Below are 13,396 nucleotides of genomic sequence, written 5' to 3' on the forward strand. Positions count from 1 at the left end.
TTCACCCCCCGCGGCGGGGATGGACCGGTGGGGCTGCCACGTCGCAGTACGAGCGGATCGGCGTTTCTGCTGCCTTCGCGAGGACCCGGCCGGCCGGGGCGGCCGGTTCGGGGGTGTGGGCGGGGAGCCGGGTCGGGATGAGCACTGCGGCCACGGCCGCGCCGGCCAGCATCAGGACGGCGCAGATCATCAGGGAGTTGCGGTAGGTCGGGTGCAGGTCCGCCGCGTCGGTCAGGTCGCCCTGGCCGATGCCCGCCGCCAGCGGCAGGACCGCCACGGACAGCAGGCCGGCGGCCCGGGCGACCGCGTTGTTCACGCCGCTGGCGACGCCGGCGTACATGTCGTCCAGGGCGCCCAGCGCCGTCGCGGTCAGCGGGGCCACCAGCAGGCACAGGCCCAGGCCGAAGACGATCACCGGCGGCAGGACGTCCGTCCAGTACGACGCGCCCGGGCCGATGCGGCTCATCCAGAGCAGGCCCGCCGCCGAGACCAGCGGGCCCACCGTCATCGGGATGCGGGGACCGATGCGCTGGCCCAGGGCGCCCGCGCGGGCCGACAGCAGCAGCATCAGCACGGTCACCGGCAGCAGCGCCAGGCCACCGGCCAGCGGGCTGAACCCGGCCACCACCTGCAGGTTGAGCACCACCAGGAAGAAGACGCCGCCGTTGGCCGCGTACACCAGGAAGGTCACCAGGTTGGCGCCGGTGAAGGCCCGGGCGCCGAAGATGCCCATGGGCAGCATCGGGTGCCGCGAGCGGCGTTCGACCACCACGAACGTGGCCAGGCCGGCCACGCCGATCAACAACGCGACCAGCACCTGCGGGCTGCCCGGGCCGTGGGCGGGCCAGGCCGTGAAGCCGTACGTGAGCCCGCCGAGTCCCGCGGCGCCGGTCAGCACCCCGGCGATGTCGAGCTCGCGGGGCGCGGCCGGGTTGCGTGACTCGGGCACGTGCCGGGCCGCGACCAGCATGACCAGCGCCGCGACCGGCACGTTGATCAGGAAGATGAGCCGCCAGTTGCCCAGCTCGACGAGCCAGCCGCCGAGGAACGGGCCGAGCGCGCCGCCGATGCCGCCCAGCCCGGACCAGGCGCCGATCGCCTTGGCCCGGTCCGCGCGGACGAACGACGCCTCCAGGATGGCCAGCGCGCCCGGGGTCAGCAGGGCGCCGCCGATGCCCTGCAGCACGCGGGCGGCGATGAGCATCTCCATGGTCTGCGCCAGCCCGCACAGCAGCGACGCCAGCGCGAACCAGCCGACCCCGATCAGGAAGACCCGTTTGCGCCCGAAGCGGTCGCCGAGAGAGCCGCCCAGCAGGATCAGGGACGCGAGGCTCAGGGCGTACCCGTTGACCGTCCATTGCAGGCCCGCCGCGCCGCCGCCGAGGTCGTCGCCGATCGCCGGGAGCGCGATGTTGACGACCGTGGCGTCGATGAAGGCCAGGCTCGAGCCGAGCACGGTGGCCAGCAGCACCCACCGGCCGGCGGCACTGCGATAAGTGATGAGCGGCTCGGTCACAGCGTGCTGACCAGGCCACCGTCGATGGTGAAGTCGGCGCCGGTCACGTTGCCGGCGCGGTCGCTCGCGACCATCACCACCAGCGCGGCGACCTCCTCCGGGGTGGTGAAGCGGCCGGTCACCGACCCGGCGGCGGCCTGCTTCGCGACGGCCTCCGGGGCGAGCCCGGCCGACGAGCCGACGGTGGCCGCGACGCCGTCCTTGCCGAGCCACAGGTCGGTGGCCACCGGGCCGGGGCTGACCGTGTTGACCCGGACGCCCTGCGGGCCGACCTCCTTGGAGAGGCTCTTGCAGAAGCTGGCGAGTGCCGCCTTGGCCGCGCTGTAGTCCATCACCAGCGGGTCGGGCAGCACGGCGTTCACCGACGCGACCGTCACGATCGAGCCCCGGCTGCGCAGCAGGTGCGGGAGGGCGGCGCGGGTCGCCCGTACGGTCGCGAGCAGGTCGAGAGTCAGGGTGGCGAGCCAGTCGTCATCGGTGATCGACAGGAACCCGCCGGTCCGGGGATGCGCCGCGCCGACGTTGTTGACGAGCAGGTCCAGGCCGCCGTACGCGCCGGCCGCGTCCTCGATCAGCCGGGCCGGCCCGTCCGCCGTGCCCAGGTCGACCGGGAACGTCCGGACCCCCTCGGCCGGCGGATCGGGAAAGCTGCGCGCGCCGGCGGTCACCCGTACGCCCTCCGCGACCAGCGCGGCCACGATGGCGCGCCCGATGCCTTTGCTGCCGCCGGTGACGACCGCCGTCCTGCCTGCCAGCCCGAGATCCATGTCCCGGACCCTACGCTCGGCCGGCGGCGGGCAGCATCAGTCAAGCGACGGTGGGCCGGTGAACATTGCCGGTCAGGCCGTGCGGCGGACCGGCCGGGGCAGCGGGATCTGCACGCCGCGAGGCACAGCCGCCCGGGCTGCCAGCAGCGCCGCGGTGGCCGCGGTCGACGGCTTGGTCGCCGTCGTGCCACGCCGGGCCAGCAGCACTTCCACCCGGCTGAGCAGCTCGGCCCGGTGGTACGGCTTGGTCAGGTAGTCGTCGGCGCCCGCGTCCATCGCGGCCAGGATGCGGTGGTTGTTGACGTCGGCGCTGATCAGCATGATCGGCAGGTGGGCGGTCGCCGGCTCGGAGCGCAGCAGGCGGCACAGCTCGATGCCGGAGGAACCGGGCATCCGCACGTCGAGCAGCACGGCGTCGATCCCGCCGGCGTCCAGCACGTGCCGCGCGGACAAGGCATCGTCCGCCTCCACGACCTCGTGACCGAGCCGGGCCAGTGCGAGCGAGATGAGCTCACGGTGGTCGGCGTCATCATCGACGATGAGCACGGTCGGCACGGCGGCACCTCCTGCCATTCAAGAGAATCTGCAGGACTGTTCGGCACACCCGTTCCGGTCACTGAGGCGTTCCGGGAATTTGGCTCGGCCCGCGCTCGATCCGCGCTGATCCCGCGCGGGATCAGCGCAGCCGGGAGAGCGCCGAACTACTGGCCGGGCGGGCCGGGAACCGGGGACAGATGTGCGTCCAGCTCGTCGAGGTCGGCGACGAACCAGATCTGTCCGCCGCGGTTCGACTCGTGGACCAGGGCCCGCAGGGCCGAGCTCGCCGCCAGGTGGGCCGAGATGTCGCCGACCACGGCCAGCCGGACCCGGTAGTTGACGAACTTCTGCATGATCGCGCCGGCCAGCCCGGTGCCGAGGGTGAAGAACCGCTCCGGCAGCCGGCCGGCCGGCAGCGCGACCACGTCGGCGCCGGCGTAGGTCGCGCCGATCAGATCGAGGGCGTCCTGCTCGGTTTCCACCGCCGGGCCGTCCGCGGCGCAGACCAGCACCGGTACGCCGTTGCGCTGCTCCAGCCGGTCGGTCATCGCCCGGCTCCCGGCGCGAACAGGCCGTTCTCCGCCCCGAGCAGCCCGTCGAGCAGCTGGAGGATGTCGGCGGTCTCGGCCGGACCGCCGAGGATCACGATTTTCATCCGGGATCGTCCCCTGTCGTAGATGGTCTGCAGGCGCAGCGGCTCGGGGGAGCCGTGGGGTGCCTGGGCACCGGCCGTGAGCAGGGTGCTGAGCCGGTCGGCCGCTCCCGGCGCCAGGCCGTCGATCTGCACGATGCTGGACACCTCGACATGTCCGGTCACGGCGGCCGGGGCCGGCTCGCCGATCAGAGCGTCGAGGTCTGCGCGGGCGATCCGGTACTGCTTGCCGATCTTGACGGCCTTGAGCCGGCCGTCCCGGACGTAGTTGCGGACCGTGCGCACGTGCAGTCCCAGCCGCTCGGCCACCTGCTCGACCGAGTACATATCGTTCCCCATCACACCCCACCGTTGCTGTCATAGGGAAGGATACGGTATCAAGCGGTGATGACGACCTTGCCGCGGAGGTCACCGGCGGCGTCCCGCTCGTGCACCTCGGCGAGCTCGGCCAGCGGGTAGCGCCCGGAGATGTCGACCGTGAGCGGGCCGGCGTCGATGCGGCGGACGATTTCGGCGAGCTGGGTGGTGTCGCTGCGGACGTACATGTTCATGGTCCGGACCTTGCGGTCGACGTCCTCCGGCGCCGGCGAGGCCGTGCTGACCAGCACGCCACCGGGCTTGATGAGGGAGACCAGCGCGGCCATCGCCGTCTCGTCGGCGTACACCAGGTTGAACACCGCGTCCACGGGCTCGTCGATCGCGTCGGTCACGGGGGTGGCGGTGTAGTCGACGAGCTGGTGGGCGCCGGCGGCGCGTACGGCCTGCGTGCTGCGCGGGCTGGCGGTGGCGACCACCGTGGCGCCGGCCTGCGCGGCGAACTGGACGGCGTAACCGCCGACGCCGCCGCCCGCGCCGTTGATCAGGACACGCTGGCCGGCCTGCAACCCGGCGTGCTCGAACAGGCCCTGCCAAGCGGTGAGCGCGACGGCGGGCACGGCTGCGGCGTCGGCCAGCGGGATGCTCGTCGGTGCGGCGGTGAGCACCTCGGCCGGGGCGACCACGAACTCGGCGGCGGCGCCGGGTGAGGTCATCGGCAGGAACCCGATCACCGCGTTGCCGGCGCCATCGACGGTGCCGGACACGTCGACGCCGGGGGTGTGGGGCAGGGCGATCGGCATGGCCTGCTGCAGGTGGCCGGCCCGGAAGGCGGCGTCGACCGGGTTGAACGACGTCGCGGCGACCCGGACCAGCACCTCGCCGGGGCCGGGAACGGGACGGTCGACGTCCTCGAGGCGCAGGACGCCCGGGTCGCCGTAGGTGGAGAAGCGGATGGCTCGCATGGCTGACCTCCTGGATAGATGCTTCGAACTCGAAGCACCTCAGCAAGCTAGCACGCTTCGAATTCGAAGCAACCGTTATGATGACGGAGTGACCGATGCCACCTCGCTGGACGCGGAACAGCTCCGGGCGTACCTGACGCTCAAGGAGGTCAGCAGCCTGCTCGACCACGCCGTCGAGCAGCAGCTACGGGTGGACGGCGGGCTCACCGGCCCGCAGTTCGGGATCCTGGCCCGGCTCAACGACGCCCCGGGCGGCCGCCTGCGGATGACCGACGTGGCGGACGGCATGGTCTACAGCCGCAGCGGACTGACCTACCAGGCCGGACAGCTGGAGAAGGCGGGACTGATCAGCCGCTCCCCGGCCGAGGACGACGAGCGCAGCGTCATGGTGACGCTGACGGCGGCCGGACGGGAACGGCTGGGCCAGGTCATGCCCGGCCACATCGAGGTGGTCCAGCGGCTGCTGCTCACCTCGCTGGACCGCGCGGACATCACCGCGATCACCGAGATCCTGGGCCGGGTGCGCGACCGGATGCGTACGGCACCACCCCGCTCGGCAGCCCCTCGCCGCAAGGCGTGACCGGCTGCCGGGCAAAAGGGTTGAGAGAGGGTCGGGTTAACCCTACTGTCGACTGGGCGGTCAGCGGGATCGGACGGGAGGCATCGAGTGCCTAGCGTCAACGGTATGACCACCACCTCCGCCCCCGCCGAGTACGCCCCGGGTCTGGCCCAGCGCCTCCTGCGCCGGCTCGGCCAGGACACCCTCTACATCCTGGTCGGGTTCCCGCTCGGCCTCGTCACGCTGGTCCTGTGCATGGTCGGCTTCTTCTTCGGCATCGGGGCGGCGATCATCTGGGTCGGCGTGCCCGCCCTGGTCGGCACGATCATGCTGGCCCGCGGCTTCGCCACCCTGGAACGCGCCCGGATGGTCCCGATCCTCGGCCGCCGGCTGCCCCACCCGGCCTACAAGCGCGCGGCGCCGGAAGCGGGCATCGCCCGCCGGGCCCTCACCCCGCTCAGCGACGGGCAGTCCTGGCTCGATCTGCTGCACGGCATGTTCCGGTTCATCCCCAGCACCCTCGCCTTCGCCTTCGCGATCGCCTGGTGGGCCGGCGCGCTCGGCGGTCTGACCTTCCCGCTGTGGGACTGGTCCATCCCCCGCGGCCCGGACAACCAGGATCTGCCGGAGCTGCTCGGCCTGGGCAGCCACTATTACACCCGGATCGCCTTCCACATGGCGCTCGGCTTCTTCTTCGCCGGCACCCTGCTGCCGGTGATCCGCGGCCTGGCCCTGCTGGAGGCGGGTTTCGCCCGGGGCCTGCTCAGCGGGGTCAACGAGCTGCGCGAGCAGGTGGCCTCGGCCGAGGCGGCCCGGGACACCGCGCGGGCGCAGAAGGCGGCGGCTGTCTCCGCCGAGGCGACCGCGCTGCGCCGGCTCGAGCGCGACATCCACGACGGCCCGCAGCAGCGGCTGGTCCGGCTCGCCATGGATCTGGGCCGGGCCCAGCAGCAGTTCAGCACCGACCCGGAGGCTGCCAAGGCCACCGTCGCCGAGGCGCTGACCCAGACCCGGGAGACCCTGGACGAGCTGCGGGCGCTCTCCCGCGGCATCGCCCCGCCGATCCTGGTCGACCGGGGCCTGCAGGCGGCCCTGACCGCGCTGGCCGGCCGCAGCACCATCCCGGTCGACCTGGACGCACCCCCGATCGCCCGGCTCGATGCGGCGCTGGAGACGACGGCGTACTTCGTGGTCGCGGAGGCGCTGACCAACGTCGCCAAGCACAGCTACGCCGGTGAGGTCCAGGTGAGTGTTCGGCGGGCGTCGACCGGGCTGCTGATCACGGTCGCGGACGACGGTGTCGGGGGAGCGAGCCTGGCCAAGGGGCATGGTCTGGCCGGCCTGTCGGACCGGGTCGAGGCGGCCGGCGGCGTGATGAGCCTGGAGAGCCCGGCCGGTGGTGGCACCACCCTGACAGTCGCCCTCCCCCTCTGACGGGGGCGCAGCGCATAGGCTCGTCGGCATGCGGGTGGTGATTGCCGACGACGCCGTGCTGTTGCGCGAGGGTCTGATCCGGCTGGTGGAAGAGAACGGGCACACCGTCGTCGCGGCTGTCGGCGACGGTCCGTCGTTGGTCGAGGCGATCGTCGAGCACCGGCCCGAGGTGTCCATCGTGGACGTACGGATGCCGCCGTCGCACACCGACGAGGGGCTGCGCGCGGCGGTCGAGGCGCGCAAGAAGGTGCCGGGCAGCCCGGTGCTGGTGCTGTCCCAGTACGTCGAGGTCGAGTACGCCGACGACCTGCTGGCCGACCGCACCGGGGCGATCGGCTACCTGCTCAAGGACCGCGTCTCCGAGGTCGCCGAGTTCCTCGACGCGCTGCGCCGGGTGGCCGGCGGCGGCACGGTGCTGGACCCCGAGGTGGTCGGCCAGCTGCTGGTGCGCCGCCGCCGGGACGACCCGCTGCGCAATCTCACCCCCCGCGAGCGCGAGGTGCTGGGCCTGATGGCCGAGGGCCGCTCGAACACGGCGATCGCCCGCAAGATGGTGGTGACCGAGGGCGCGGTGGAGAAGCACGTGCGCAACATTTTCACGAAGCTGGACCTGCCGCCGGACGAGGAACAACACCGCCGGGTCCTGGCCGTGCTGACCTACCTCCAGTCCTGACCGTAGGGCTAGCCCTACCCCCGACCGGCCTGCTCACCGGATCGATCGGCCGGCCCGCGCTCCCTAGCGTCAACAACCATGAAGCACAGGGAGAATGTCACCGGATTCGCGGCCCGGGCCGCGATGTGGAGTGCCCGGCACCGCACTCTCGCCATCATCGGCTGGATCGTCTTTGTCGTCGGCGTCACCGTCCTCAGCGGACAGGTCGGCACCCGTGAGGCCACCGACTCCGACCAGGGCCACGGGGAGTCCGGGCGGGCGTCGCTCATCGTCGAGCAGGCCGGCTTCCCGGTCCAGCCGGCGGGAGAGATGGTCCTCGTCAAGGGCGCCGACCGGAACGCGGCCGTTGCCGACGTCACGCGGTCGCTCACCGGGCGGCCCGAGGTCGAAGCGGTCACCAAGCCGCTCACGTCACCGGACGGGCAGGCCACGCTCGTCACCTTCACCATGACCGGGGATCCGGACACCGCCAAGGACCGGGTCGGGCCGCTGCTCGACGTCGTCGCCGGCGTGCAGAGCCGGCACCCGGGCGTCCACGTCGCCCAGGCCGGCGACGCCAGCGGCGACAAGCTCATCGGGGACTCGCTCGACGAGGGGCTGAGCCGGCTGTCGATGCTGTCCATCCCGGTCACCCTCGGCATCCTGCTGGTGGCCTTCGGCGCGGTCGTCGCCGCGCTGCTGCCCGTCGGCCTGGCCCTCACAGCCATCCTCGCCGCGATCGGCTTGCTCGCGGGGGCGAGCCGGCTCGCCCCGACCGTCGACACCACCACGCACGTCATGCTGCTCGTCGGCCTCGCCGTCGGCGTCGACTACTGCCTCTTCTACATCCGCCGGGAACGCGACGAGCGCCGCAACGGGGCCGATCCGCACCGGGCCCTGCTGATCGCCGCGCAGACCTCCGGGCGGTCCATCTGGATCTCCGGTCTCACCGTCATCGTGGCCATGGCCGGCATGTTCTTCACCATGGACGCCACGTTCACCAGCTTCGGGATGGCCACCATCCTGGTCGTCGCGACCGCCGTCCTCGGCTCGCTGACCGTGCTCCCAGCGCTGCTCTCCGCACTGGGTGACCGGGTCGACTCGATCAAGATTCCCGGCCTGTACCGGCGGCGCACCGAGGGCCGGGTCTGGCGCTGGGTGCTGCGGGTGGTGCTGGCCAAGCCGCTGATCTCGACGATCGTCGCCGTCGGCGTGCTCGCCGCGCTGGCCGCGCCGGCGCTGGACCTGCGCACCAAGGGCGAGAGCATCGAGGACGTCTCGCCGAAGCAGCCGATCGTGCAGACCATGACGGCGATCAGCCGGGCGTTCCCCGCCGAGGTCGTGCCGGCCGAGGTGGTGGTCAAGGCGCAGACCGTCAAGGGACCGCGGTTCGAGGCCGCGCTGGCCGACTTCCGCCGCGCCGCGGCGGCGAGCGGGCAGCTGCGCGAGCCGATCGACGTGCGGGTCAATCCGGCCGGGACGGTCGCGGTCGTCTCGGTCGGCCTGGCCGGCAACGGCAGCGACCGTACGTCGGAACGGGCCGTCGAGACCCTGCGGACGACTGTGGCCCCGGGCGCCTTCGGGAAGCTGACCGGAGCGACGGTGGCGGTCACGGGTGACACCGCCGAGGGGATGGACTTCAACAAGCGGCTGACCGACTCGCTGCCCTGGGTGTTCGGCTTCGTCCTGGGCCTGGCCTTCCTGCTGCTGCTGGTCTCGTTCCGGTCCGTGGTCGTCGCGGTCACCGGTGTGGTGCTCAACCTGCTGTCGGTCGCGGCCGCCTACGGCATGCTGGTGTTCGTCTTCCAGTACGGCCACTTCGAGTCGGCGCTCGACTTCAAGTCCGGCGGCGGGATCACCAACTGGATGCCGCTGTTCCTGTTCATCATCCTGTTCGGCCTGTCGATGGACTACCACGTCTTCGTGCTGAGCCGGATCCGCGAAGGTCACGACCGTGGCCTGCCGACCAAGCAGGCGGTCAGCGAGGGCATCGGCCGTACGGCCGGCGTGATCACCAGCGCGGCGATGGTGATGGTGGCGGTCTTCGCCCTCTTCGCCACCCTGCCGCTGATCTCGACCAAGGAGCTGGGCGTGGGCCTGGCCGCCGCGGTCCTGCTGGACGCCACGATCATCCGGGCGGTCCTGCTGCCCGCGGTGATGGCCCTGCTGGGCGAGAAGAACTGGTGGCTGCCCCGCTGGCTGAACTGGCTCCCGGCGGTGGCCCACGACCTGCCCCCGGCCGCACCCCCGGCCCCGCAGCCGCACGAGGACCGCGAACTCACCCCGGCCCTCTGACGAACGACAGGAAGGGCGAGCGCCTGATGGCGCTCGCCCTTCCTGCTTGTGCGAGATCTTCAGCCCGGCGCACCCGCAACGGCCCGGAACAGCAGCCTCATCGGGCTGGTGTCACGGGACGTTCTCCGGCACGCGTAGCGAAAATATCAGGACTTGAAAGCGTCCTTGATGTTCTCGCCGGCCTGCTTGAGCTTCGAGCTGGACTGGTCGGCCTTGCCCTCGGCCTCGAGGGACTTGTCGTCAGTCGCCTTGCCGAGGCCTTCCTTGACCTTGCCGCCCAGCTCTTCGGACTTGTTGTCAATCTTGTCGTCGGCAGCCATGGTGACCTCCAGGTGTGTGGCCTACGCCCACTCAGATACCCGGACACCCGCTCCGCAACCCTCATCACGTGAAGGAAAGGCTCAGCCGGTCATCTGCCACTGCGGGACCGGCGTCAGTGACGTCGGCTCGCGCAGCAGCTCGCCGAACTTCTCGGCCGGCATTGGGCGGGCGAAGTAGTAGCCCTGCGCCGCGGTGTAGCCCAGCGCCAGCAGCTGCTCCGCCTGCTCGGCCGTCTCGACCCCCTCGGCCACCGCGTGCAGGCCCAGCGCCTGGGCCAGGTGGATGACCGCCGCGGCAACCGGCGGGCGGCCGTCGACCTGCGCCTGGGTGAAGGAACGGTCCAGTTTGATCTCGTCGATCGGGCAGTCGTGCAGCAGCGTCAGCGTCGAATGGCCGGTGCCGAAGTCGTCCAGCGACACCCGTACGCCGAGCGCCCGCAGCCGGTGCAGGTTGGTGATCGACTGGCCCGGTTCCAGGGCCATGGTCTCGGTGATCTCCAACACGATCCGGTCGGGGGCCAGGCCGTACCCGCGCAGCAGCGCCCCCACCTCGTCCGCGAAGCCGGGTTCGCGCAGGTCACGGGCCGACACGTTGACGTTGAGCACGCCCGGGGCCGGCTCGCCGTACGCGGCGATCCACTCCGCGAGCTGGGCGAACGCCGTGCGCATGACCCAGCGCCCGAGCGGCACGATCAGGCCGGTGCGCTCGGCGACCGGGATGAACGCGTCCGGGGCCAGCGTGCCGCGGGTTGGATGAGCCCACCGGACCAGCGCCTCGCAGCCCAGCACCCGCCCGTCGTCGAGCGAGACGATCGGCTGGTAGAGCAGGAAGAGCTGACCGCCGGTGATCGCCTCACGCAGTTCGGCGCCGAGGTGGGCGTGCTCGGTGCCGTGCGCCGCCATGCTCGGCTCGTAGTGCAGGTACGCCGTGCCGGCCAGCTTCTTGGCCGCGTACATGGCGATGTCCGCGTGCCGCAGCAGCACCGACGGCTCGTCGCCGGTACGCCCGTCGGCGATGCCGATGCTGGCCCGGATCGGCAGCTCGTGACCGTCGGCGTAGACCGGCTGGCGCAGCGCGTTCATCATCCGCTCGGCGGCCAGATCGGCGGCCGCGGGATCAGCGTCGTCCAGGACCACCACGAACTCGTCGCCGCCGAGTCGCGCCACGGTGTCGCCGGCCCGTACGCAGTCCGCGAGCCGCCGGGCCACGCCGATCAGCAGCAGGTCACCGACCTCGTGCCCGAGGGTGTCGTTGACCTCCTTGAAATCGTCCAGGTCGATCAGGGCCACCGCCACCGGGCGGTCGGTCGCGCCGGTCAGCGCCTGCTGGAGCCGGGTGTGGAAGAGAGCCCGGTTCGGCAGCTGGGTGAGCGCGTCGTGGGTGGCGCCGTGGTCCAGCTCGCTCAGCAGCCGGTTGTTGTCCCGGAACGCGATGAGCTGACGCAGCACCACCAGGGCCGTGGTCAGCACGGCGGCGACGACCACGGCCAGCTCGTCGGCGTCCTTGCCCACGGTGACCGTCAGCAGCAGACCGTCGACCGCGGCGACCGCCAGGTACGGCAGCAGGCTGAACGAGCGCCGCGGCGGGGCGACGATGTCGCGGCGCGCGCCGAGGCCGGCGGCCCGCTGCCGCATCGCGGCCATGGTGGCGAAGAAGTAGACGATCGGCGTGCAGGCCATGTCCGGGAACAGGTACGGATCCGCGGCTTCGAACGGTCCCCGGAACAGCGGTCCCACGGCCCCGATCAGCATGGCGGCAGCGATCAGCCGCAGCGCGCCGTTGTTGACGTAGAGGTGGCTGGAGAGCACGAACTTGGCCACGGCGAACACCGCGAGCAGCGCGATCACGGTGACGAACAGGGAGGTGTAGACGGCGGTGCGGTCGCTGTCACCCAGGGCGTCGCGGGTGGCGTAATGCCAGATGAACACCGCGGCGGCGATCATGACGGTGCCCGCGTCCAGGAAGACCCGCAGCAGCTCGCCCCGCGACTGGCGGCCCAGCGGGAGCCGGAAGAGGGCGTACATGATCGCGCCGACGCCGGCCGTGCAGAACGCCAGCATGACCGGCCCGGTGTGGTTGCCGACCGGGTCGTCGCTGGTCAGCACGTTGAAGGCCTGGACGGTGATGCCGATGCTGACCAGGGCGAGCGCGCAGGAGAGGTGCCGCCAGAAGCGCCGGGTCGGCTCGGGCAGCGTCGTGGTGCGGGCGGTGCGCAGGAAGGCCAGGAACGTGACGATCGGGCCGAGAACGGACGGGAGCCACAGCACGGCCTTGGGTTCGAAGGGGTGCAGGTAGTCGGCCAGCACGCCGAGAACGGCCAGGGCGGCGACGGCGCCCGAGGCGGGCACCAGCCGGTCACGAGGCGTGGCTGCCACCTCAGAACCGCCCATCCGTCAACTCCCTCACCTCGTCCGCCTATCGTCCTGATCGGTAGTCCCAGCAGGTTCGTGAGCGATTGGGGCCCGGACGCCCCAGGTTTCCCGGGCTCAAGATCATCGCCTACAGTGGATCACCGGAAGCCTGAGAACTCGCGAGGGAGCGTGCCGCTCTCCCCGGAACGAGGCCGGGGGTGGACGCCGCCACGTCCGCTCCCGGCCTCCCGGACGTCTGGACTAGCGTGAACGCGTGGCGCAGGACCCCGACCCGAGACCGCCGCTCCCGGTCCTCGCAGCGATCTCAGCGGGCGGCGTGCTGGGCGCGGTGTCCCGGTACGGCATCAGCGTGGCCTGGCCCCACGACCTGCACGGCTTCCCCTGGTCCACCTGGATCGTCAACGTGACCGGCTGCCTGCTGATCGGGGTCCTGATGGTGTTGATCGCCGGACTGCGCCCGCAACAGCGCCTGATCCGCCCGTTCTGGGGCGTGGGGGTGCTCGGCGGTTATACGACCTTCTCCACCGCGAGCGTCGACGTGCTGCGCGCGGCGCCGGGCACCGGGCTGATCTACCTGGGCCTGACGCTGATCGGCGCACTGCTCGCGGTCTGGGCCGGCACGGCAGCGACGGAAGCGGTGCTGCGGCGATGACGGTGCTGCTGGTGGCCCTGGGCGCGGCGATCGGGGCGCCGCTGCGGTACCTCACGGACCGGGCGGTCCAGGCCCGGCACTCGTCGACGTTCCCGTGGGGCACGTTCACGGTCAACGTGGCGGGATCGATGCTGCTGGGCTATCTGATCGGGCTGCCGGTGGCGGCCTGGCTGTCGGCGTTGCTGGGGACCGGGTTCTGTGGGGCGCTGACTACGTACTCGACGTTCAGTTATGAGACGTTGCGGTTGGTGCGGGAGGGAGACCGGGCGCTGGCTGGGGCGTACGCGATCGGCAGTGTGCTCGCCGGGCTCGGTGCGGCTTATGTCGGTTTGCTGCTGGCACAAGCGGCAAGCTGAGCG

At 71.8% G+C, this 13,396-nt stretch carries 14 protein-coding genes; 6 read left to right on the forward strand and 8 right to left on the reverse strand.

Annotated elements, in window-relative coordinates; all coding sequences use genetic code 11:
* Position 1: 1 nt before the first annotated feature.
* From ACQP2Y_RS02540 to ACQP2Y_RS02565, 6 genes are all read right to left on the reverse strand, one after another.
* On the reverse strand, positions 2-1,516 hold the full coding sequence (locus ACQP2Y_RS02540; protein ID WP_433724183.1) for a DHA2 family efflux MFS transporter permease subunit: 1,515 nt from the start codon (positions 1,514-1,516) through the stop codon (positions 2-4).
* Entirely contained in the window at positions 1,513-2,283 is a 771-nt protein-coding gene (locus tag ACQP2Y_RS02545) for an oxidoreductase (protein ID WP_433724185.1), read from the reverse strand. Before ACQP2Y_RS02545 ends, ACQP2Y_RS02540 begins: the two co-directional genes overlap by 4 nt.
* 72 nt (positions 2,284-2,355) lie before the next feature.
* Positions 2,356-2,838 carry a response regulator transcription factor gene (locus ACQP2Y_RS02550; protein WP_433724187.1) on the reverse strand — a complete coding sequence of 161 codons (483 nt, stop codon included), beginning with the start codon at positions 2,836-2,838 and terminating at the stop codon, positions 2,356-2,358.
* 146 nt (positions 2,839-2,984) lie between these two features.
* Positions 2,985-3,368: a DUF4180 domain-containing protein gene (locus tag ACQP2Y_RS02555; RefSeq protein ID WP_433724189.1), complete on the reverse strand. Its 384-nt coding sequence runs from the start codon at positions 3,366-3,368 to the stop codon at positions 2,985-2,987.
* On the reverse strand, positions 3,365-3,811 hold the full coding sequence (locus ACQP2Y_RS02560; RefSeq protein WP_433724191.1) for a helix-turn-helix domain-containing protein: 447 nt from the start codon (positions 3,809-3,811) through the stop codon (positions 3,365-3,367). The genes ACQP2Y_RS02555 and ACQP2Y_RS02560 overlap by 4 nt, the downstream gene beginning before the upstream one ends.
* Before the next feature lie 38 nt (positions 3,812-3,849).
* Positions 3,850-4,752 carry an NADP-dependent oxidoreductase gene (locus ACQP2Y_RS02565; protein WP_433724193.1) on the reverse strand — a complete coding sequence of 301 codons (903 nt, stop codon included), beginning with the start codon at positions 4,750-4,752 and terminating at the stop codon, positions 3,850-3,852.
* An 88-nt stretch (positions 4,753-4,840) separates the two neighbouring features.
* On the opposite strand from ACQP2Y_RS02565, the gene ACQP2Y_RS02570 reads away from it, so the two are divergent.
* From ACQP2Y_RS02570 to ACQP2Y_RS02585, 4 genes are all read left to right on the forward strand, one after another.
* Complete coding sequence (locus ACQP2Y_RS02570) at positions 4,841-5,332, forward strand: MarR family winged helix-turn-helix transcriptional regulator (RefSeq protein WP_433724195.1); 492 nt, start codon at positions 4,841-4,843, stop codon at positions 5,330-5,332.
* Between the two features lie 105 nt (positions 5,333-5,437).
* Entirely contained in the window at positions 5,438-6,745 is a 1,308-nt protein-coding gene (locus ACQP2Y_RS02575) for a sensor histidine kinase (protein WP_433724197.1), read from the forward strand.
* A gap of 28 nt (positions 6,746-6,773) precedes the next feature.
* Positions 6,774-7,418 carry a response regulator gene (locus tag ACQP2Y_RS02580; protein WP_433724199.1) on the forward strand — a complete coding sequence of 215 codons (645 nt, stop codon included), beginning with the start codon at positions 6,774-6,776 and terminating at the stop codon, positions 7,416-7,418.
* A gap of 78 nt (positions 7,419-7,496) precedes the next feature.
* Entirely contained in the window at positions 7,497-9,692 is a 2,196-nt protein-coding gene (locus tag ACQP2Y_RS02585) for an MMPL family transporter (RefSeq protein WP_433724201.1), read from the forward strand.
* Positions 9,693-9,838: 146 nt separating this feature from the next.
* Here the strand turns inward: ACQP2Y_RS02585 and ACQP2Y_RS02590 are convergent, their stop codons facing one another.
* Both ACQP2Y_RS02590 and ACQP2Y_RS02595 read right to left on the reverse strand, forming a co-directional pair.
* A complete protein-coding gene (locus tag ACQP2Y_RS02590; RefSeq protein WP_360551198.1) occupies positions 9,839-10,012 on the reverse strand; it encodes a CsbD family protein in 174 nt (57 codons plus the stop codon).
* 81 nt (positions 10,013-10,093) lie between these two features.
* Positions 10,094-12,403 carry a putative bifunctional diguanylate cyclase/phosphodiesterase gene (locus ACQP2Y_RS02595; RefSeq protein ID WP_433724203.1) on the reverse strand — a complete coding sequence of 770 codons (2,310 nt, stop codon included), beginning with the start codon at positions 12,401-12,403 and terminating at the stop codon, positions 10,094-10,096.
* A 235-nt stretch (positions 12,404-12,638) separates the two neighbouring features.
* Between ACQP2Y_RS02595 and ACQP2Y_RS02600 the strand changes: the two genes are divergently transcribed.
* Complete coding sequence (locus tag ACQP2Y_RS02600) at positions 12,639-13,037, forward strand: fluoride efflux transporter FluC (RefSeq protein WP_433724205.1); 399 nt, start codon at positions 12,639-12,641, stop codon at positions 13,035-13,037.
* Positions 13,034-13,393 carry a fluoride efflux transporter CrcB gene (gene crcB / locus ACQP2Y_RS02605; RefSeq protein ID WP_433724207.1) on the forward strand — a complete coding sequence of 120 codons (360 nt, stop codon included), beginning with the start codon at positions 13,034-13,036 and terminating at the stop codon, positions 13,391-13,393. Before ACQP2Y_RS02600 ends, crcB begins: the two co-directional genes overlap by 4 nt.
* Positions 13,394-13,396: the final 3 nt, after the last annotated feature.

Origin of the sequence: Actinoplanes sp. CA-051413 (assembly GCF_050955795.1) — a bacterium.
In the GTDB taxonomy this organism is placed as follows: domain Bacteria; phylum Actinomycetota; class Actinomycetes; order Mycobacteriales; family Micromonosporaceae; genus Actinoplanes.

Bases quoted from the DNA above. Each gene is read 5' to 3' on its own strand.
- ACQP2Y_RS02555 (WP_433724189.1), bottom strand. From the start codon at position 3,368: ATGACCGACCGGCTGGAGCAGCGCAACGGCGTACCGGTGCTGGTCTGC.
- ACQP2Y_RS02590 (WP_360551198.1), bottom strand. From the start codon at position 10,012: ATGGCTGCCGACGACAAGATTGACAACAAGTCCGAAGAGCTGGGCGGC.
- crcB (WP_433724207.1), top strand. From the start codon at position 13,034: ATGACGGTGCTGCTGGTGGCCCTGGGCGCGGCGATCGGGGCGCCGCTG.
- ACQP2Y_RS02595 (WP_433724203.1), bottom strand. From the start codon at position 12,403: ATGGGCGGTTCTGAGGTGGCAGCCACGCCTCGTGACCGGCTGGTGCCC.
- ACQP2Y_RS02545 (WP_433724185.1), bottom strand. From the start codon at position 2,283: ATGGATCTCGGGCTGGCAGGCAGGACGGCGGTCGTCACCGGCGGCAGC.
- ACQP2Y_RS02575 (WP_433724197.1), top strand. From the start codon at position 5,438: ATGACCACCACCTCCGCCCCCGCCGAGTACGCCCCGGGTCTGGCCCAG.
- ACQP2Y_RS02580 (WP_433724199.1), top strand. From the start codon at position 6,774: ATGCGGGTGGTGATTGCCGACGACGCCGTGCTGTTGCGCGAGGGTCTG.
- ACQP2Y_RS02560 (WP_433724191.1), bottom strand. From the start codon at position 3,811: ATGGGGAACGATATGTACTCGGTCGAGCAGGTGGCCGAGCGGCTGGGA.
- ACQP2Y_RS02565 (WP_433724193.1), bottom strand. From the start codon at position 4,752: ATGCGAGCCATCCGCTTCTCCACCTACGGCGACCCGGGCGTCCTGCGC.
- ACQP2Y_RS02585 (WP_433724201.1), top strand. From the start codon at position 7,497: ATGAAGCACAGGGAGAATGTCACCGGATTCGCGGCCCGGGCCGCGATG.